This is a genomic window from Pseudomonas sp. RIT778, assembly GCF_019718735.1.
Taxonomy (GTDB): Bacteria; Pseudomonadota; Gammaproteobacteria; order Pseudomonadales; family Pseudomonadaceae; genus Aquipseudomonas; species Aquipseudomonas aphyarum.
Map to the genome: position 1 here is coordinate 54840 of NZ_JAIHBA010000004.1, position 19450 is coordinate 74289.

14 protein-coding genes are annotated in these 19450 nt (G+C 60.2%); 4 read left to right on the forward strand and 10 right to left on the reverse strand.

Translation table 11 applies throughout. From position 1 onward, the window contains the following. Positions 1-272 precede the first annotated feature (272 nt). Positions 273-1199 (forward strand): GGDEF domain-containing protein, encoded by a 927-nt coding sequence (locus tag K5E37_RS03360; protein ID WP_007950903.1) that lies wholly within the window; start codon positions 273-275, stop codon positions 1197-1199. 62 nt (positions 1200-1261) lie between these two features. Here the strand turns inward: K5E37_RS03360 and K5E37_RS03365 are convergent, their stop codons facing one another. Next, complete coding sequence (locus tag K5E37_RS03365) at positions 1262-2056, reverse strand: TenA family transcriptional regulator (RefSeq protein ID WP_007950902.1); 795 nt, start codon at positions 2054-2056, stop codon at positions 1262-1264. 46 nt (positions 2057-2102) lie between these two features. Beyond that, positions 2103-4565 carry an EAL domain-containing protein gene (locus tag K5E37_RS03370; RefSeq protein ID WP_007950901.1) on the reverse strand — a complete coding sequence of 821 codons (2463 nt, stop codon included), beginning with the start codon at positions 4563-4565 and terminating at the stop codon, positions 2103-2105. Positions 4566-4785: 220 nt separating this feature from the next. Between K5E37_RS03370 and K5E37_RS03375 the strand changes: the two genes are divergently transcribed. Next, positions 4786-8940 carry a deaminase domain-containing protein gene (locus K5E37_RS03375; RefSeq protein WP_221533140.1) on the forward strand — a complete coding sequence of 1385 codons (4155 nt, stop codon included), beginning with the start codon at positions 4786-4788 and terminating at the stop codon, positions 8938-8940. A 1-nt stretch (position 8941) separates the two neighbouring features. Here the strand turns inward: K5E37_RS03375 and K5E37_RS03380 are convergent, their stop codons facing one another. The 5 genes from K5E37_RS03380 to K5E37_RS03400 all read right to left on the reverse strand — a co-directional run bounded on the left by K5E37_RS03380 (position 8942) and on the right by K5E37_RS03400 (position 13279). Continuing rightward, positions 8942-10759 carry an ABC transporter ATP-binding protein gene (locus tag K5E37_RS03380; protein ID WP_108562942.1) on the reverse strand — a complete coding sequence of 606 codons (1818 nt, stop codon included), beginning with the start codon at positions 10757-10759 and terminating at the stop codon, positions 8942-8944. Next, positions 10752-11354, reverse strand: a complete 603-nt coding sequence (locus K5E37_RS03385; RefSeq protein WP_176504858.1) for a DsbA family protein — start codon at positions 11352-11354, stop codon at positions 10752-10754. Before K5E37_RS03385 ends, K5E37_RS03380 begins: the two co-directional genes overlap by 8 nt. A gap of 35 nt (positions 11355-11389) precedes the next feature. Further along, entirely contained in the window at positions 11390-12331 is a 942-nt protein-coding gene (locus tag K5E37_RS03390; RefSeq protein ID WP_221533141.1) for a rhodanese-related sulfurtransferase, read from the reverse strand. Positions 12332-12448: 117 nt separating this feature from the next. Then, positions 12449-12748 (reverse strand): BolA family transcriptional regulator, encoded by a 300-nt coding sequence (locus tag K5E37_RS03395; protein ID WP_007950896.1) that lies wholly within the window; start codon positions 12746-12748, stop codon positions 12449-12451. Between the two features lie 12 nt (positions 12749-12760). Further along, complete coding sequence (locus K5E37_RS03400; protein ID WP_007950895.1) at positions 12761-13279, reverse strand: DUF2059 domain-containing protein; 519 nt, start codon at positions 13277-13279, stop codon at positions 12761-12763. A gap of 193 nt (positions 13280-13472) precedes the next feature. On the opposite strand from K5E37_RS03400, the gene K5E37_RS03405 reads away from it, so the two are divergent. Then, the gene (locus K5E37_RS03405; RefSeq protein WP_085607253.1) at positions 13473-14867 is read left to right on the forward strand and encodes a class II fumarate hydratase; all 1395 of its coding nucleotides are present in this window, start codon (positions 13473-13475) and stop codon (positions 14865-14867) included. A gap of 122 nt (positions 14868-14989) precedes the next feature. Here K5E37_RS03405 and K5E37_RS03410 read toward each other — a convergent pair whose 3' ends face one another. Beyond that, positions 14990-15949, reverse strand: a complete 960-nt coding sequence (locus K5E37_RS03410; RefSeq protein WP_221533142.1) for a DMT family transporter — start codon at positions 15947-15949, stop codon at positions 14990-14992. Positions 15950-16164: 215 nt separating this feature from the next. Here K5E37_RS03410 and K5E37_RS03415 point away from each other — a divergent pair, with 215 nt between their 5' ends. Next, positions 16165-16359, forward strand: a complete 195-nt coding sequence (locus K5E37_RS03415; RefSeq protein WP_221533143.1) for a DUF6316 family protein — start codon at positions 16165-16167, stop codon at positions 16357-16359. Positions 16360-16488: 129 nt separating this feature from the next. Here the strand turns inward: K5E37_RS03415 and K5E37_RS03420 are convergent, their stop codons facing one another. Both K5E37_RS03420 and pap read right to left on the reverse strand, forming a co-directional pair. Then, positions 16489-17673 (reverse strand): thiolase family protein, encoded by a 1185-nt coding sequence (locus K5E37_RS03420; protein WP_221533144.1) that lies wholly within the window; start codon positions 17671-17673, stop codon positions 16489-16491. Between the two features lie 102 nt (positions 17674-17775). Next, positions 17776-19290: a polyphosphate:AMP phosphotransferase gene (gene pap / locus K5E37_RS03425; RefSeq protein ID WP_221533145.1), complete on the reverse strand. Its 1515-nt coding sequence runs from the start codon at positions 19288-19290 to the stop codon at positions 17776-17778. Positions 19291-19450 lie beyond the last annotated feature (160 nt).

Genomic DNA, 19450 nt, shown 5'->3' on the forward strand with positions numbered 1-19450 from the left:
GCCCCTCTTTCCGCGAAAATCTTAAGCCATTGATTCAAAACGGTTTTAATAAAATATGAACCGTATGGCACGACTTTCGCTCTACATTTCCTCAAAGCACGCCGTGTGAAGGCAGTCGGGCAAGGCCTGATTCGATAGCTGACTAATCGTCATCGGGCAGACTAAACTTACGCCAAATGTCCTACGGGACTGATGGATCAGTATGACGCGCAGCCCATAGCCGCTCTCACCCAGCCTGTAAGACAGACTTACTGCTTAGGGGCTCACGCCATATGAAATCACCCTCCCAGACCACTGCAATTGACTTCGACAGTGCCAAATTGCAACGCCTGGGCTTTGGTCAGCAGCCGCCCCTCCTGGCGCGACCTGTCAGCCTGGCGCAATTGCGCCAGCAAATGAGCCTGCAACTGCAAACCAGCCTTGAGCCTCAACGCATCCTCGGTCTGTTTTTCCGCGAAGTTCAGCGCCTGGTGCCGCTGGACGCCTTGACCTACGTGCACAACGGCAGCGACCTGCGCCTGGAATTCGGCGCCCGCGGCCATCACTCGGCCAGCTATAGCCTGAGCCACGAAGGCGAGCACATGGGTGAACTGGTGTTCCGCCGTAACCAGCGCTTCAGCGAACAGGAACTGGGCAATCTCGAATCACTGTTGTCGGCCCTGTTGTATCCGATGCGCAATGCGCTGCTGTACCGCGCAGCCACGCAAAGCGCGCTGCGTGATCCGCTGACCGGTGCCGGCAACCGCATTGCCATGGAGCAGACGCTGCTGCGCGAGATCGAGATGTCCCGCCGGCACCTGCAACCGCTGTCGTTGCTGATGCTGGACATCGACCATTTCAAACAGGTCAACGACCTCCATGGCCACAGCGCCGGCGACGACGTGCTCAAAGCCGTGGCGGCATCGATCAAGGGCCAGTTGCGCAATGTCGACATGGTGTTCCGTTATGGCGGGGAAGAGTTTCTGATCCTGCTGTCCAACACCGGTCGCGATGCGGCCGCCATGGTCGGCGAGCGCCTGCGTCAGGCAGCGCAGGCCCAGGATTACTACGCCAATAATCAATTGATCGAACTGACCGTGAGCCTCGGCTGCTCGACCCTGTTGCCGGGCGAATCCGCCGACAGCCTGCTGCGCCGCGCCGACAGCGCGCTGTATGTCGCCAAGCGCGAGGGCCGCAATCGCCTGACCATGGCGGGCTGACTATTCGCCGCCAACAAAAAACGGGAGCCAAGGCTCCCGTTTTTTTATGGATGTCGCCGAAATCAGCTTTCGACCAGCGCCCGACGTTCACGCCCGACTAACACCCGCTCCGACAGTTCGAGCTGCATGCAGCGTTCGAGGAACAGGTACATGTAGTCGTAACTCTTGCAGATCGCCTGTCGCAGCTCCGCCTGCAAGGCTTTGCTCGGGTTCAACCCGGCCAGGGTGCAGATGATCTCCAGCGCTTCCCACGGGTGGGCATCATCGTACTGGGCGTGCATCTTCAGCCATTTCATGGCCCGCTTTCGATCTTCCTCAGGGAAGGCCGCGGCGTAGACACCCGTCGAACACACCAGCGCCGACCACTCCCCGGTCGCGCCTTCGATGGCGTAATTGGTGGCCGCGATGGCCACGATCAGTGAATCCGCCGAACTGGTGTGCCAGCACCAGTGGCTCAGGGCGTGCAACTCCGGTGGCACTTGCTGCGCTTGCAGGTCTTCCAGGCTCACCCCATGGGCCCGGCTCCAGTGCAGCCAGTAATCGGCGTGGTTGAGTTCGACGCGGATATTGCGCATCAACCAGCGCCGCGCCATGTCTTCACCCGGATGACGGGCGAATTTGGTCTTGGTGAGATTCTGCGCCATGTACAACGCGAATTGCTCAACGACGGGCCAGCCCCCGATCAGGTACTGGCGCATGGTTTTGGCGCTGAGCTTGTTATCACGCATGCGCAGATAAAGTTCATGTTCGACAACCCGGCGTTTGCTCTCGCTGCAATCCTGGATCAACTGTTGCGCCCAGGCGGGATAACTTGCAGCTTCCATGAGTGGTCCGGTTCGGTTGAATGTGTCGATCACTGTTCGGCTCCTTTTGATTTGTGATTGTACGGATCGGCAAGAGACTTCAACGGAACGTGCCAGGCGCCTTGAATAACAACGGCTGCGGTCTGGCGGGCCGACTTTGCAAACTGTCACAGGTAAACAACTGCGGACGCTCCACAACATAACCCTGAGCGTAATCCACGCCGATTTCAAGCAATGCCTGCTCGATCTGCGCTGTTTCGACAAACTCGGCAATTGTCTGCTTACCCATGACATGCCCGATGTGATTGATCACTTCGACCATTGCACGGTTAATCGGGTCGTCCAGCATATCCTTTACGAAACTCCCGTCGATCTTCAGGAAGTCTACAGGCAAATGTTTCAGATAAGCGAATGAAGACATTCCGGCACAAAAGTCATCGAGTGAGAAATAACAACCCAAGCCTTTGAGTTCATTAATAAATCTGATTGCACTCCCGAGATTTGCAATGGCACTGGTTTCTGTAATTTCAAAACAAATCATTTCAGGCGGTACGCCGTAGTTATCAAACTGCTCGCGTAGAAAGTGCAAAAACGCGTCATCTCCGATAGTAATGCCTGAAAGATTAATCGCACACATTGCCAGAGGGCCTTCGCACTCTTCGTTAATACATTGGGCAATTACCTTAAATACATTCTGCACAACCCAGCGATCCAGCGACGTCATCAAACCGTAACGTTCTGCCGCCGGTATGAAACTGTCCGGGAGAATCATACGGCCCGCTTCGTCATGCAGGCGCAGCAGAATTTCGATGTGCCCGCGGGTGCCACCGGCAACCGAACCCAGTGGGGCGATTTCCTGGGCGTAGAGACAGAACCGGTTTTCCTCCAGGGCCATGTGCAGGCGCTGCACCCAGGCCATTTCGCCGAAACGCAGGGACAGTTCCGAGTCGTCGGCGTGGTAGACCTGCACCCGGTTGCGGCCCTTTTCCTTGGCCATGTAGCAAGCCATGTCGGCGGCCCGCAACGAGGCCTCGAGGGTGGTCGGGTTCTGTGCGACGTGCACCAGACCAATGCTGACGGTGGTCAGGAACGGCCGTCCCTTCCAGACGAAATGCAGGTTCTGTACGGTCTGGCGCAAGCTCTCGGCGATCTTCTCGGCCGCCTCCGGTGCGCAGTTCTCCAGCAGGATGCCGAACTCATCGCCGCCCAGCCGCGCCAGGGTGTCGCCCTCACGCAAGCCCGATTGCAGCAACGCGCAGATATGCCGCAGTAACTCATCGCCTGCCGCGTGCCCGCAGGTGTCGTTGACCAGCTTGAACTGATCGAGATCGAGGAACATCAGCGCATGTCGCCCGGCCTGCCGCGTCAGGTTATGCAGGGCCTGTTCGAGGCGGTATTCGAATTCGCGACGGTTGGCCAGGCCGGTCAGCGCATCGTGGGTGGCCTGCCACGACAGATTGGCGATGTATTGCCGCTCCTGGGTCATGTCATGCAGCACCAGCACCGTACCGCTGACCTTGCCGGCATTGCGGATCGGCGCGCCGACCAGGGTCACCGACACGGTGCTGCCGTCCAGCCGCTGAATCAGCTTCGAGTGTTCGCTGCCGCCGGTGAGCTGGCCGCTGAGAATGTGTTCGATCAGGGTCAGCCCTTCGGTCTGGGCGTTGTCATCCAGCAGGTTGAACAGCGCCGCCAACGGCAGACCGGCAGCCTGCTCGGCCTTCCAGTGAGTCAACGCCTCGGCCGCCGGGTTCATGTAGTCGATCGCCCCGCTGACATCGGTGGTGATCACCCCGTCGCCAATCGAATGCAGGGTGACGTGGGCCCGATCCTTTTCCAGTTGCAGCGCTTCGGCGAAGGCATGCCGTTGCTTGAGCAACTTGCGGGTACGCAGCAGCGCCAGCACGATCAGGCCCAGCGCGGTGGCAAGGTTGGTGAACAGCAGCAGCCGCAGAATCATCCGCGAGCCTTCACCCAAGGCATCGCTGAACGCCTTGGCGGCCGGGGTCACGCCGTCATTGATTGCAAAGATTCGGTCTTTCCAGCGGTGGATATCAGCCTCGGTGGCGGCATTGGCAGTGATACGTTGATGCATCTCCTGCGCCACGCCGTCGAGTTCCACCAGATAGGCGTCGCCCAGCGTCCAGCGGTCGATGGCGGTTTCCAGATAACTGAAGTGACGAAAGTTCAGATACAGCCAGATCAGGCTGGAAACATCATCCGGGTGGTTGCCGCCCTTGAGAATGCCCTCACGCGCCGCTTGCAGGTCGGGCGGTTGCTTGTCCAGCGCCAGGCGCAATTGATGGCCGCCCTGAGGCACGGCAATGGCGTTCTGGTATTTAAGGTAAATCGCCTCGTCGCGACTGTCAGCGTACAGGTTGAGGTAATAGATCGCGTCTTTCTGGCCCTTGGACCAAAGGCTTTCACCAGCGACATAGCCGCGAACGGCCGACAGGACGTAAAGACTCACGCCCCCCAACAAGGCTTGAAACAACACGACGGCGATAAATGGCCAGACGATGCCCAGCAACCGAGGCGTTCCGAGAGTCCGCTTTTGCTTCATGGAGTTCCTTGCGTGGTCACTGCCTGATTGTCCGTCTCTATCAGACCAACCCCCAAAGACTAGGAGGCGTTCGGGGTTCCGGCAAGCGGCGGATCCGCCTCAGTTCAGGACAAACGCCGGATAGACATATGTACAGCCACGGTCGCTGGCGGCATCGATCTACTGGGCACTTCAGGCATCCAACCCTCTGTAACGGGAATGCCTTCACAAGGAGTGTGACATGCCCTCGACGTTTTCAGCTTCAACCGACTTATCGACAACCGCAGAAACCAGCGCCATCGAGGCGCTTGGACTGGATACCGGCCCGGATATCGAATCACTGATTCCCCAACCGACCGGCCGGGACCGCAAAAGGTTCAAGGCAGCCCGAGTCGCAACACCGGCTATTACACCCGCCATGACCCTCGAACAGTACCTGGCACAACGCATCAATGAACGAATGCTCGACACGGTCAAAACCTTTTTGATCGGCAAACCTTCGCTGATCCGTCATTTGAGTGGCGATATCCTGCGGCTCGCCGACACGGACGAACTGCGCGCGACCCCTTCGGTTTTCCTCCAGCGAGTACTGAACTCCCCCGAATCACTGGACCTGACAGAACGGCTGCTGAAAAGGCTCAAATGGTTCGGTGCATCCCCCGGCGAACAGACGCCGTCGTCCGTGCGCTATCAGTTGTCATGCAAAGCCATCTGCCTGCATTTGCATGCGCCGTCTCCCGACGAGTCGCAGGAGCTCGCCGGATTCCACTGGCAAGACCCTGCTCACTGGGGCAAAAGCTACCAGACCCTGCGCAGCGATTTCGAACAGCATTTGCTGCGTACCCGACGGGTTGCCACTACCAAAGAGGCGATCCTGCTGGCCCAGGTGTTTCAACATCGCCTGTCGAAAGACTTTGCCGTGCGCGATATCCCGCCCGAGCTTCGTTACAAGACGTCGATCGTGTGGGTGAACTTCATGCACGGCGTGCTGCTGGCCGAGGTGCTTGGCCTGGATCAGTCTCAACCCTTGTCTTTCCAGCAACTGGTCAGTCTGGCTCTGGAACGCAGTGCTGGCGCCTCCCCCGCAGAGCTGGAAACAATTGCACGACTGCGAATAGGCCCCGCCCTTGAATGGGCGGTGTGCACTGGCGTCATCCCGGCGCGAGCGGCATCCGGTCACGATCAGGAAGACATCAAGCGAGCGCTGACTGCGCTGGAAGAACAAAGCGAAAACCTGAACAAGGCCGTGATGACGCTGGATTCCACCCCGCCTGACCGGATACAGATGGCCAGGGACGTGCTGGCTGACCGGTTCAGTGGTTTTACATTCAACAAGGACGGACGCAAGTTGATGTCTGCCGATCCGAGCCATAGTCATTCAAGAGCACCACTGGACCAGAAGAATCAGCAGGGCCACGACTTTCTGGATGTCTATGCAGACGGCCAGCTCGATGGCGAAAAGCGATGGATTGTCTCCATGCCCGACGGCACAACGCGATCTACCACAGCACTCCGGCTGGATGAGCAGCGCGTCCTCTACGCCGAGCGTGAAAACTCGCGGGGTGGTTATGAACGGGTAAATGCAGATGACTACAGCTGGGCCGGCAAGTCCTTGCCGGATATCAATGCGCAGTTTGAAAGCGCCTTCAACCAATATCTGGCGACGATCAGGCCGCCCTATCAGACCTTGATCGCCAGCTTGCTGACTTCACTGCCAGCGAGCGAACGCCAGGCATTGGCAATGGGTGAAATCGAGTTGTTGGGGATGCGTCGAAAATCAGTACCCAACGAACCGCCGGATCTGACCCGGGCCAGGAAGGGCTTCGTTATAAAAGTGACCCACCAGGGAAATATTGCCTACTACGAGCTGATCCCGAGTGCCGGTGTCATTCGCCTTCGACCCACCTTGAGGTTTTCAACCGTCAATGGCGTTCGGACCGAGTTTGCCTTGCACGCCACCATCCCCGGGCAAACCTATTCACCCGAGCGTGACATCAGTACTTCGTTGCTGCTCGACTGGTCGGCCCATCTCCACGGCAGGACACCTGCCGCCCGGGGGGCCTGCATCGGCTACCTCGACACCGTGGGCACTATAGCCGCAGCCTCCATGGATACCGGGACCGATGCTGCGACGCTGACATCACGACTGGACGCACTGGCCAACTACATCGCGACAAACTACCTCTACGTCGATGAAGAACACCTGCGCCAGCAAGCCCGAGGCATGACAATCTTCGACAGGCACAGGGCGAAGATCGAGAAACGGCTGGAAGTATTCGTGACGATCGTCAAAGGGTTCGTTCCTTTCTGGGGCAGCATCGAGGACCTGCTCTCCGACGATGTCAAAAGCAAAGCCCTGGGCGGGGTCGGACTCCTGTTCGACCTGGCTTCGTTCCTTTACCCGATCGGCAAATTCATCTCGGGTTCGGTGCGCCTGCTCCGCGCCGCTGCCGGCACCACTCGCATGGTCGTCAATGCAACGCTGCCGCCGTTTTCGACATTGGCCCGCCATCTCCTCACCCGCTCACTGGCGAACCTCAACCCACTGGACGGTATTCCCTCGCTGCTCAAGGGACTGGGAAGCGGTGCCGGAAAAGGGCTGCTCTTCATCGGCGGAATGAGCGTAGTCGGCATCAGAAAACTGACGGGAAAGGCCGATGGCTTCCGCCTGGTCCAGAATCTGCCACAAGCCATCGATCCCGGGGACTGGAAGCCGCTGACGAACGGTGATCAGCTCGCGACGGTCAACGGTATTGATGATGTACTCCTGCGCCATACAGACTCTTCGGGACTGGAACGCTTTCATCTGGTCGACCCGATGACCTCCCTGCCCTACGGCCCGCGCCTGCGCAACAACGGCAAAAATCTCGCACAAGGTCGATCCGGCTTCAAGACATTGCCCCCGAGCGAAACCCACGTCGTTGCGCAAGTTCCAGAAAACGCCCATGTTCGTGAAGTGCTTGAGGTCGATGGTCGAACCACGCTGCTGATTGATGACATCCCTTATCGACCGGACGGCAACCAGCTGCGCCGCGCCGACCTGATCGATGATCAGTCGCTACTCAAAGCCCTGCCCTGCAGAGTGCGGCGCATGCCGGGGTCGGACGCCTGTAAAACGAGCTATGTCACCCGCAATCCGGCCCCCACGCCAGCCAACGGCACTTACGACACGGATAAAGGCTGGGCACCCTGGTTCGGGGACAGCATTTACACCCCGGCCACAGCGGGTCGAGCGATGCTGCTCAAGTCCCTGAAAAAGAAAAGCAGACACTTGGCGGCAATAGCGTTTCAAAAAGGGATTTACGGGAGGATCAAAGTGGATATCCCCTTCGGCACCCGGAATCAGTTCGACACCTTCGAGGCCGGCGCCATCATCGTCCCCGCTATCGACGACTCAAGGCACTATGTGTTCACCCGACTGGACACCGGATCCTTCTACGTCGCCGAACTGCCCAAAGGTCAGAGCCTCACCACTCCGTTGACGCTGCGCAAGGCCAATACCCTGCCTGCCAATCTGAAGGGTGAGCTGATGACGGTGTACACCGGGTCTCTCAACGCCAACAACATGGCGAGAATCTACGGTATTCCAGCCGTAGAACGTGCCCTCGAAACCATGGAGAAAATTGCCATTCGCATTGGTGGCCATGCGAACCCGCCCGACACGCTCAAACTGCTTAAAGTCGATACCAGCCCCGGTGAAGCGGTGTTGTTCGATCATTCCACGCGCATGATCGTCAGCCGGCTGCCGAATGGTGCTGCATCCTGGTCACGTAGCAGGGATGCTTCAGACAGCTTTCGCCAACGAACCGCCGATATCTTCGATACGCTGTTTTGCGAGAAAACAATCAATGTCCGGCAGCACGCAGATCTGAAAATCAATAAGGCGATGGACAAGCTTCAAGCGCTGCTCCCTCGCAGCTATCGAGCACAGAATTCGAGAAACATCGCCTATGCAGACATCGTGACCGCTACCGGAAACCGTGAGGTCTATATAAGCGTTTCCGGCTCGCAAGGACTGACTGGCGAACTGCCGCTTTTCAAGGCGCTGCCCATGTCAGACAAAGTGATCATCGGCGACACCACCTACTTCAATATCGACTTCGACCAGACCTTCAACAGAACCTCACTGGAAGTCTCGAGCAAAGGGCAATTGGTGGCGATTCCCCATACGATAAAGGACATCGACACCTACACGCCTGCGCTGACCCGTCGGCCGACCTCTCTGGACAGCGAGGCCAAACTGATCAGTGTGCTTCGCAAGAAATACCCCGAAAACCACATGATCGCTTCGATCGACGTGGCTACAACCATGCCTCCATGCACCAGTTGTTCAGTGATCGTCAAAGAGTTTGGCTACGACGGCACGGCCAACGCACTGGAGGTGCTATGGAAATGATCTATAACCTCTGCAAATGTCCATAAAGCTTGGCGTACAACCCGCCATCGGCAATCAGTTGCTGGTGGTCGCCGTCTTCGGCCACTTGCCCGCCGTCGAACACCAGCACCCGATCCGCCTGCTTCACCGCTGACAGGCGGTGGGCGATGATCAGCGTGGTGCGGCCGTGGAGAAAGCGCGCCATGGCCTGGTGCAGGTTGTATTCGGTGGCGGCGTCGAGGGCTGACGTCGCCTCGTCGAGGATCACCACTTTCGGCTCGGCGAGGATCATCCTCGCGATGGCCAAACGTTGACGCTGACCGCCTGACAGCCGCACGCCGGAGCGGCCGACGATGCTGTCCAGGCCGTCCGGCAAGGCGCGGATGGTGGGTTCGAGCTGGGCGATTTCCAGTGCCTGCCAGCAGGCCTCATCGCTGCGGGTGCGGCCCATGGTCAGGTTGGCGCGTACGGTGTCGTTGAACAGCGCCGGATGTTGCAGCACCACCGCGACATTTTCCCGAACCGTTTCCAGGCCGATTTCCTGCTGGGACGATCCGCCGAAACGGATCGTCCCGGCCAGGGGCGTGTACAGGCCCAGCAGCAATTGCACGAGGGTACTTTTGCCGCCGCCACTAGCACCGACAATCGCCACTTTCTCACCGGGGGCGATGGACAGGTTCAACTGATCCAGCACCAGTTCGTCGCCGTAACCGAAGCTCAGACCCTGCACCTGAATGCCGACGGTATCGCGGCCCTTGAACGGGTCGACGCCGCCGGGGTATTGCGGCTCGTCGGCGCGAGCCAGCAGTTCGTTGATCCGCGACAGCGCACCGCCCGCCGCGTAATAAGCGTATTGCAGGTTCAGCAGCTGTTCGACCGGGCCGATCATGAACCACAGATAGCTGAACACCGCGAGCATCTGGCCAATCGACAGGTCAGAGAACAACACCGTCAACATGGCCGCCGCGCGGAAGATGTCGATGCCGAACTGGAACAGCAGACCACTGGCGCGGTTCGAGGCGTCGGTCTTCCACTGCGAGTTAACCGCGTAGTTGCGCACTTCCTGCGCACGCAGACCCAACCGTCCGAGGAAAAAGCCCTGCCGGTTGCCGGCTCGCACTTCCTGGATTGCATCGAGGGTTTCGCTCAGCGCCTGGGTGAAGCGCGAGGTGCTGTCGTTCTCCAGTTTCTTCAGGTGCTTGACCCGCTTGCCCAACTGCACCGTGGCGTAGATCACCAACGGGTTGAACAGCAGGATCAGCAGCGCCAGTTTCCAGTGCATCCACATCAGGATGCTGGCGGTGCCGACCAGCGTCAGCATCGCCACCAGAAAACGACTGAGGGTTTCGCCGACAAACTTGTCGAGGGTGTCGAGGTCGGTGACCAGGTGCGTGGTGACCGTGCCACTGCCCAGGCTTTCGTATTCGCCGAGGGAGATCCGTTTGAGTCGTTCAATCAAACGCACGCGAATGCGATAAACGATGTCCTTGGCCAGCCGCGCAAACAACCGCGCCTGCAACACGCCAAAACACAGGGCACTGCAACGCAGAGTCAGCGTCACCACCAGCATCAGGCCGATGTAGCCCGCCGCCTGCTGCCACATTGAGGGCAGCACATGGTTCATGACTTTCAGCGCGGCATCACCGTGGCCGAGCAGGACCTCGTCCACCAGCAACGGCAGCAGCAACGGAATCGGCACGCTGCACAGCGTCGCCAGTACGGCCACGCCGTTGGCGATCCACAGGGATTTTTTGTGATGAAGTGCCAGTCGCCGGACTTCAGCCCAGCTCAGCCGGTCGACACGCTTGACGGCTGGCGTGTCATCGGCCGGGTCAGACACAGGCCGCGCGCTCCAGCCATCGACCGAGCAACGGCGACAGTTCACTGAGCGGCTGGTAGCCGTTGGTCAGCAACGCCAGTTGGCCGTTGCGTTCGGCGAGCAGGGTCGGGAATCCGGCGATGCCCAGATCCTGCACCCAACTGAAATCGGCCTGGGTCGCCTTGTGTTGATCGGCATGATCAAACAGGGCAGCAAATTCGATGCGCGGGACGCCGGCCTTCTCCGCCAGCTCCACCAGTACGCTGGCCTGGGTGACATCGCGACCTTCAGCGTAAAACGCGTGCTGGATCAACCCGACCAGTTTCCACGCGCAATCCGGTGCCAGGCTGCGCGCGGTGACGATGGCCCGGCAGGCTGGCTCGGTGTCGTAGACAAAGCCGTCCGGCAACGCGCCTTCCAGCTTGAACGGCTGGCCGGTGGCCTCGGTGACCGCCTGCCAGTGTTCGAGAATGTAGCGCCGGGTGGTCGGCTCCAGCGCCGCACCACTGCCGGTGCGCAACCCGCCGACCACCAGGTGCAGTTCCACCCCGGCTGCCTGCGCCTGCTCCACCAATGCCTTGGCGACCGGGGCAAATCCCCAGCACCACGAACACATCGGATCCATCACATAGAGCAGGCGTGCAGACATGATTAAGCCTCGGTGGATGCTTGCTTATAGTTGTAGCCGATCGGGTGCGGCATGTTGCGCGCTTTTGCCAGTTCGATCTGTTTCTGGCGGTCGATTGCGCTGCGGCGAGTCTTCTCGCTCAGGGTGTCCCAGCAGTGCGGGCAGCTGATGCCGGCCACGTAATACTCGGAAGCGCGATCTTCAACGCTGACCGGAGTGCGGCAGGCGTGGCACTGATCGTAGTCGCCTTTGCTCAGGTCATGGCGCACGGTCACGCGGTTGTCGAAGACGAAGCAGTCGCCCTGCCATTTGGTTTCTTCCTGCGGCACTTCTTCGAGGTACTTCAGGATGCCGCCCTTGAGGTGATAAACCTCTTCGAAACCTTCGCCGAGCATGTAGCTCGAGGCTTTTTCGCAGCGAATGCCGCCGGTGCAGAACATCGCGACCTTCTTGTGCACGGCCGGATCGAAGTGTTCTTTGATGTAGTCGGGGAATTCGCGAAAACTGGTGGTTTTCGGATCGATGGCGCCTTCGAAGGTGCCGATCGAGACTTCGTAATCGTTGCGGGTGTCGATCAGCAGCACTTCCGGGTCGCTGATCAGCGCGTTCCAGTCCTGCGGTTCGACGTAGGTGCCGACCTTCTTGTTCGGGTCGACGCCTTCGACGCCCAGGGTCACGATCTCTTTCTTGAGCTTGACCTTGGTGCGATAGAACGGCTGCTCGTCGCAGTATGATTCCTTGTGATCGATGTCGACCATGCGCGGATCGTTGCGCAGCCAGGCCAGCAGGCCGTCGATGCCTTCACGGCTGCCGGAAACCGTGCCGTTGATGCCTTCTTCGGCGATCAGCAGGGTGCCTTTGATGCCGTTGTCGACCATCGCTTGCAGCAGAGGCTCGCGCAGGTTGACGTAATCTTCGAGGGTGACGAACTTGTACAGTGCCGCCACGACAATCGGTTGTGTCATGGGTATTTCTCCAGGTGGCTACCCTCGTAAAGGGTGAACCGGATGCGAAAAAAAACGCGCCGGGTAAGCGGCGCGTTGCGGATTCTAGCAAAAAACCTCAGTTCATTGCTGCAAGACTCAATGCTTGCTGCCGCCGGCACAGGTCGGCGACGCCGGAGCGACGCCTGTCTCTGCCCATTCCTGCGGGGTGTAGGTGTGCAGCGCCAACGCATGGAACTCGCCCATCAGCTCGCCGAGCGTACCGTAGACTTTCTGGTGGCGCTTGACCCGGTTCAGGCCTTCGAACTGCGCACTGACCACCACTGCCTTGAAGTGGGTCTGCAACCCGCGACTGTGCATGTGGCTTTCGTCCAGCACTTGCAGATGCTCAGGCTGAAGCAGCGCCAGCGTCGATTCGATGCGTTGTTGCATGGTCATCACGAACTCCGCTTACTTCTTCTTGGCCGGAGCCGCGCCTTTCGGTGCCAGCTCGTTGGTCATGTCGTCCAGCAGCTTGTTGACCACCGGTACGGCGCTTTCCAGCTTGGCCTGGGTCATCTGGGCCGATTGCTGAGTCAGCTGCGGCATTTTTTCCAGGACTTTCTTGCCCAGTGGCGACTGGTAGAACGCGACCAGGTCTTTGAGCTCGGACTCGCTGAAGTTGCTGGTGTAGAGCTTGACCATGTCCGGTTTCAGCTTGTTCCAGCCAATGGCCTGATCCAGAGCGGCGTTGGCCTTGGCCTGATAGGTATCCAGTACGGCTTTCTTGGATTCCGGCGCCTTGGTCTGTTCAAAACGCTGGGCGAACATCTGCTGAACCTGCATGTACACCGGAGTGCCCAGCTTGTCAGCGTGTGCCAGGGTCAGGAAAGCTTCGGCACTGGCGTTGTGGCTGGCGGTATCGGCAAGCACCTGGCCGCTGGCGCAAACCAGGGCAACCGCGGTGCAGATGGCACGAAGACGAGTCATCGAGTTTCCTTTTCAGCTAGGCGAGGTAAAACCCCAAGGGCGACCATTCTGCGCCTGAATAACGCTGCGGCTCAACCCCCGGGCCTTGCCGCGCTTGATTGGCGGGGATTTGCCGGTCAACAATCGGCCGAAGGGAACCACCCGGGCCGGCACCGGCCTAAACTGCGCAAACAGACCAACAGGAGTGTGCACGATGAGCCGTATCGAAACCGACAGCCTGGGCCAGATCGAGGTCCCGGACGACGCTTACTGGGGCGCTCAGACGCAACGCTCGCTGATCAACTTCGCCATCGGCCAGGAACGCATGCCCTTGCCGGTCCTGCACGCCCTGGCCCTGATCAAGAAAGCCGCGGCCCGGGTCAACGACCGCAACGGCGACCTGCCCGCCGACATCGCCCGCCTGATCGAACAGGCCGCCGACGAAGTGCTCGACGGCCAGCATGACGACCAGTTCCCGCTGGTGGTCTGGCAGACCGGCAGCGGCACCCAAAGTAACATGAACGCCAACGAAGTGATTGCCGGCCGCGCCAACGAACTGGCCGGCAACCCGCGCGGCGGCAAGACGCCAGTGCACCCCAACGATCACGTCAACCGCTCGCAGAGCTCCAACGACTGCTTCCCCACCGCCATGAGCATCGCTACCGCGCAAGCGGTGCAGGGCCAACTGCTGCCGGCCATCGCCGAGCTGTCGGGCGGCCTGGCCGAGCTGTCGGCGCGGCACATGAAGCTGGTGAAGACCGGTCGCACCCACATGATGGACGCCACGCCGATCACTTTCGGCCAGGAACTCTCCGGTTTTATAGCGCAGCTGGATTACGCCGAACGGGCGATTCGCGCGGCGCTACCGGCAGTCTGCGAACTGGCACAGGGCGGCACCGCTGTTGGCACCGGGCTCAACTCGCCCCACGGCTTCGGCGAAGCGATTGCCGCTGAACTGGCGGCGTTATCCGGCCTGCCGTTCGTCACCGCACCGAACAAGTTCGCTGCCCTCGCCGGCCATGAGCCGCTGACCACTCTCTCCGGCGCCCTGAAAACCCTCGCCGTGGCGCTGATGAAAATCGCCAATGATCTGCGCCTGCTGGGTTCCGGTCCGCGTGCCGGTTTTGCCGAAGTGCGCCTGCCGGCCAACGAGCCGGGCAGTTCGATAATGCCCGGCAAGGTCAACCCGACCCAGTGCGAGGCGCTGTCGATGCTCGCCTGCCAGGTGCTGGGCAATGACGTGGCGATCGGTTTTGCCGCCAGCCAGGGTCACCTGCAACTGAACGTGTTCAAACCGGTGATCATCCACAACCTGCTGCAATCGATCCGTCTGCTGGCCGATGGCTGCAGCAACTTCCAGCAGCACTGCATCGCCGGGCTTGAGCCGGACGCCGAAGTCATGGCGAAACATCTGGAACGCGGCCTGATGCTGGTAACGGCGCTGAACCCGCACATCGGCTACGACAAGTCGGCGGAAATCGCCAAAAAAGCCTACAGCGAAGGCAAGACCCTGCGCGAAGCGGCGCTGGAGCTGGGTTATCTGACCGATGAAGAGTTCGATGCCTGGGTGCGGCCGGAGAACATGATCGAGGCCGGGGCCAAGGGCTGAGATCATCAGCGTCTGTAAGTCAGTCTTCGCGAGCAAGCCCGCTCCCACCGTTGACCGCACTCCCCTGTCAGGAGTGCGGTTAAAAGTAGGAGCGGGCTTGCTCGCGAAGAACGATGACTCGGTTAACCTGCTGCCATGCGCATCCGCCGGGCCTTGAGCCCGGCAATCAGCGAAGGCCCGAGCGCCACCAGCGCCGAACCCAGCACCACCAGCACTGCCCCGCCATACCCCAGCAGATTGATCTGCTCGGCATGCACATATTCAGGCCACACCCCGGCCGCCACGGCCACCGCACCGAACGTCACCAACGGCGTGATCGCCAGCGTCGCGCTGACCCGTGAAGCTTCCCAGTGCGCCAGTGCTTCGGCAAACGCGCCGTAGGCGATCAGGGTGTTCATGCAGCACGCCAGCAGCAGCCAGCCCTGCAGCGGGCTCAGCGACAGCGCCTCAAGCGGATGCACCCAAGGCGTCAGCAACAGGGCGCAGAACAGGTAGATCACCATCATCACCTGCAGCGAATTCCACACGGTCAGCAGTTGCTTCTGCCCCAGCGCGTAAAAGGTCCAGACCGTCGAGGCCAACAGCACCAGCAACACGCCGGCGGTGTAGTCAGACAAAGAGGTGAGCAATTCAGCCAGACGCTGATTGAAGAACAGCGCAAACCCGATCAACAGCACCGCCAGCCCAATGCCCTGACCGATACTGAAGCGCTCCTTGAACACGAACAGACTGGCGATCAGCAACATGATCGGCCCCATCTGCACCACCAGTTGCGCGGTGCCGGGGCTGAGCAGGTTCAGGCCCATCAGATACAGCACGTAGTTGCCCACCAGCCCGAGCACCGCCATCAGCACCAGCCAGCCGCCCTTCGGCCCGAGCACCTTGCGGCTCGGCAAGCGTTTGGTCGCCGCCAGATAAATGAACAGACAGCCGCCGGACACCAGCAGGCGAAACCAGGTCACCGTGACCGGGTCCATCACCACCAGCACCTGCTTGAGCTTGATCGGCAGGATTCCCCACAGAAACGCCGTCAACAACGCCAGGAACATGCCGTACACCCAACGACCCGATGAAACGTGCATGAGAACCCCAAGCGCCAGAGACAGGAGCGCTCATTCTAGGCGCACAGACCCTGCCCGACACAGGGACAGTTGCGCTCCAGCCGCAAATGAAACTGTGCAGGTCGCAGCAGAAAATTGACGATGGGCCGTTGATCGGCCGGCCGGGCAAGGTAAGTGGTTCAGGCATAAGCTTCTTGGATCCAGCCCGGGACATCAATCACCAAGGAGACCCCGTCATGTTAGGCATGCGCGCCCAGGACACCGCCCCCGCCACGCGCTTTCGCAGCGACCGCGTGTGCCGGGTCAACGGCGACCTGTATTTCAGCACCCGGGAAAATACCCTCGAAGGGCCGTTCGACAGCCCCGAGAAAGCCGAGCAGGAAATCCGCGCCTACATCGCGCGGATGCAGTTGCGGGATTCTGGCAGGTAGATCCGGTCGCCCCCTTCGCGAGCAAGCTGGCTCCCACATTCGATCACATTCCTTCAATAAGAATAGGGTCAACTGTGGGAGCGAGCTTGCTCGCGAAAGCTATCGAGAGAGCAAAACAAATTCCCGGACTTAACGCACAGCCTCAAACAACCCGGTCGCGCCCATCCCGCCGCCCACGCACATGGTCACGATCCCGTAGCGCAGATTGCGCCGCTGCAACTCGCGCACCAGATGCCCGACCTGCCGTGACCCGGTCATGCCGAACGGGTGACCGATGGAAATCGAGCCGCCGTTGACGTTGTACTTCTCGTTGTCGATTTCCAGACGATCACGGGCGTACAGGCACTGCGAGGCGAACGCTTCGTTCAATTCCCACAGATCGATATCCGCCACCTGCAAGCCTTTGGCCTTGAGCAGCTTCGGCACCGAGAACACCGGGCCGATACCCATTTCGTCCGGCTCGCAACCGGCCACGGTGAACCCACGGAAAAACGCTTTCGGCTTGAGCCCCAGTTGCAGGGCCTTTTCCAGGCTCATCACCAGCGTCATCGAGGCGCCGTCGGACAACTGCGACGAGTTGCCGGCAGTCACCGAACCGTCCTCGGCGAACACCGGTTTCAACCCGGCGAGGCTTTCATAGGTGGTGTCCGGGCGGTTGCAGTCGTCATGATCTACGACGCCGTCGAGGACCTGCACTTCACCACTGTTTTTGTCTTCAACGCGGTACTTCACCGCCATCGGCACGATTTCATCGCTGAACAGGCCGGCTGCCTGCGCCTGAGCCGTGCGGATCTGACTTTGCAGCGAGTAACGATCCTGCGCCTCGCGGCTGACACCATAACGACGCGCCACCACTTCGGCGGTCTGGCCCATGGTGTAGTAGATGCCCGGGGTCTGCTGTTTGAGCAACGGGTTGATCAGGTGATCGGTGTTGACGCTTTTCAGAGTCAGGCTGATCGACTCGACGCCGCCGGCGACGATGATGTCGCTGCAACCCGACGCGATCTGGTTGGCGGCAATCGCAATCGCCTGCAAGCCTGAGGAACAAAAACGGTTGAGGGTCATGCCCGCCGTGCCGGTGCCCAATTGCGAGAGCACCGCGACGTTGCGACCGATGTTGTAGCCCTGGGCGCCTTCGTTGGAACCGGCGCCGACGATGCAATCCTCGACGCTGGCCGGGTCGATGTCGTTGCGCGAGAGCAACGCATTGACGCAATGGGCCGCCATGTCATCGGGACGGGTCTGGTTGAACTTGCCGCGAAAGGACTTGGCCAGGCCGGTCCGTACGCTGTCGACGATCACCACTTCACGCATGGCATACCTCATTGTTGCAGTCGGTTGAGAGTGGACCGAGCATAAGTCCACCCAATCGCCGACCGCGACAATCATTCACCTCGCGTATGCGGGCCCATCGGTTCAGTCCTTGTGCTTCTTGGCTCGTTTGTCGGACTTTTCGAACGCTTCTTCCAGCGCCCGGTTGATTGTGCGCAGCACCTTGACCCGGGCCCAGCGCTTGTCATTGGCCTCGACCAGGGTCCACGGCGCGATTTCGGTGCTGGTGCGGTCGACCATGTCGCCGACGGCGGCGCGATAGGCGTCCCACTTGTCGCGGTTGCGCCAGTCGTCTTCGGTGATCTTGAAGCGCTTGAACGGAATTTCTTCGCGCTCCTGGAAGCGCTCCATCTGCGTGTCCTTGTCGATCGCCAGCCAGAACTTGACCACGATCACCCCGGCATCGGCCAGTTGCTCCTCGAAGTCATTGATTTCGCCATAGGCACGCATCCAGTCGGCGGTGCTGCAAAAGCCTTCGACCCGCTCCACCAGCACCCGGCCGTACCACGAGCGGTCGAACACAGTGAATTTGCCCCGCGCCGGAATGTGCCGCCAGAAACGCCACAGATACGGCTGCGCTCGCTCTTCTTCGGTCGGTGCGGCAATCGGCACGATGCTGTATTGGCGCGGATCGAGCGCCGCCGCCACACGACGAATCGAACCGCCCTTGCCCGCCGCATCGTTACCTTCGAACACCGCCACCAGCGCGTGACGGCGCATGCGCTTGTCACGCATCAGGCCGGACAGCCGCGCCTGCTCGGTGATCAATTGCTCTTCGTAGTCTTTCTTCTCCAGACGCTGGGTCAGGTTGAGGCTGTCGAGCAGGTTCAACTGATCCACCGACGAGCCCAGCGGCTGGGCACTGACATCGTGCGGATGCACATCGGGACGCTTCAGCGCGTTTTGCAGGCCTTCGAGCAGAATCTTGCCGACCGTCAGGCTGCGGTAGTGCGGGTCGACACCCTCGATGACATGCCACGGCGCGTAATCGCGACTGGTTCGACGCAACACGCGCTCGCCGTATTTGACGAACTTGTCGTAAGTTTGCGATTGCTGCCAGTCCAGCGGACTGATGCGCCAGCTGTGCAGCGGGTCATCGGCCAGGGCCTTGAGCCGCGCCTTCATCTGTTTCTTGGACAGGTGGAACCAGAACTTGAAGATCAGCGCGCCTTCATCGCAGAACATCTTTTCCATGCGCTCGGCGCCGGCAATCGCCTGATCCAGACGTGGATCCTTGAACAACCCGTGCACCCGGCCCTGCAGCATCTGGCTGTACCAGTTGCCAAAGAAAATCCCCATCCGCCCCTTGGCCGGCAGCATCCGCCAGTAACGCCAGGCCGGTGGCCGTGCCAGCTCTTCATCGGTCTGCTGGTCGAAGGTGCGCACTTCGATCAGGCGCGGGTCCATCCACTCGTTGAGCAACTTCACCGTCTCGCCCTTGCCGGCGCCTTCGATGCCGTTGATCAAAATGATCACCGGGAAACGCTTCTGCTGCTGCAACTCGAACTGGGCTTCAAGCAACGCTTCACGCAGGGCGGGCACGGCGGCTTCGTAGGTGTCTTTGTCGATGGCGTGACCGATTTCAGCGGATTCGAACATGGGACGGCTCCTTCCAGGATTCAGCAAGACTAGCGGATTGGGCTCTGACGCGGCACAGAAATTCCCGCCGGCGGCGGATTGTCCTTGAGTGATCGTCAGCAAGGCTTGCCATGGATCAAGCGCCGCCTGCGTGATCGGCTAGAATGGCCGCCTTGTCGTT

Bases quoted from the DNA above. Each gene is read 5' to 3' on its own strand.
- K5E37_RS03360 (WP_007950903.1), top strand. From the start codon at position 273: ATGAAATCACCCTCCCAGACCACTGCAATTGACTTCGACAGTGCCAAA.
- K5E37_RS03370 (WP_007950901.1), bottom strand. From the start codon at position 4,565: ATGAAGCAAAAGCGGACTCTCGGAACGCCTCGGTTGCTGGGCATCGTC.
- K5E37_RS03375 (WP_221533140.1), top strand. From the start codon at position 4,786: ATGCCCTCGACGTTTTCAGCTTCAACCGACTTATCGACAACCGCAGAA.
- K5E37_RS03385 (WP_176504858.1), bottom strand. From the start codon at position 11,354: ATGTGTTCGTGGTGCTGGGGATTTGCCCCGGTCGCCAAGGCATTGGTG.
- K5E37_RS03390 (WP_221533141.1), bottom strand. From the start codon at position 12,331: ATGACACAACCGATTGTCGTGGCGGCACTGTACAAGTTCGTCACCCTC.
- K5E37_RS03395 (WP_007950896.1), bottom strand. From the start codon at position 12,748: ATGACCATGCAACAACGCATCGAATCGACGCTGGCGCTGCTTCAGCCT.
- K5E37_RS03400 (WP_007950895.1), bottom strand. From the start codon at position 13,279: ATGACTCGTCTTCGTGCCATCTGCACCGCGGTTGCCCTGGTTTGCGCC.
- K5E37_RS03405 (WP_085607253.1), top strand. From the start codon at position 13,473: ATGAGCCGTATCGAAACCGACAGCCTGGGCCAGATCGAGGTCCCGGAC.
- K5E37_RS03410 (WP_221533142.1), bottom strand. From the start codon at position 15,949: ATGCACGTTTCATCGGGTCGTTGGGTGTACGGCATGTTCCTGGCGTTG.
- K5E37_RS03415 (WP_221533143.1), top strand. From the start codon at position 16,165: ATGTTAGGCATGCGCGCCCAGGACACCGCCCCCGCCACGCGCTTTCGC.
- K5E37_RS03420 (WP_221533144.1), bottom strand. From the start codon at position 17,673: ATGCGTGAAGTGGTGATCGTCGACAGCGTACGGACCGGCCTGGCCAAG.
- pap (WP_221533145.1), bottom strand. From the start codon at position 19,290: ATGTTCGAATCCGCTGAAATCGGTCACGCCATCGACAAAGACACCTAC.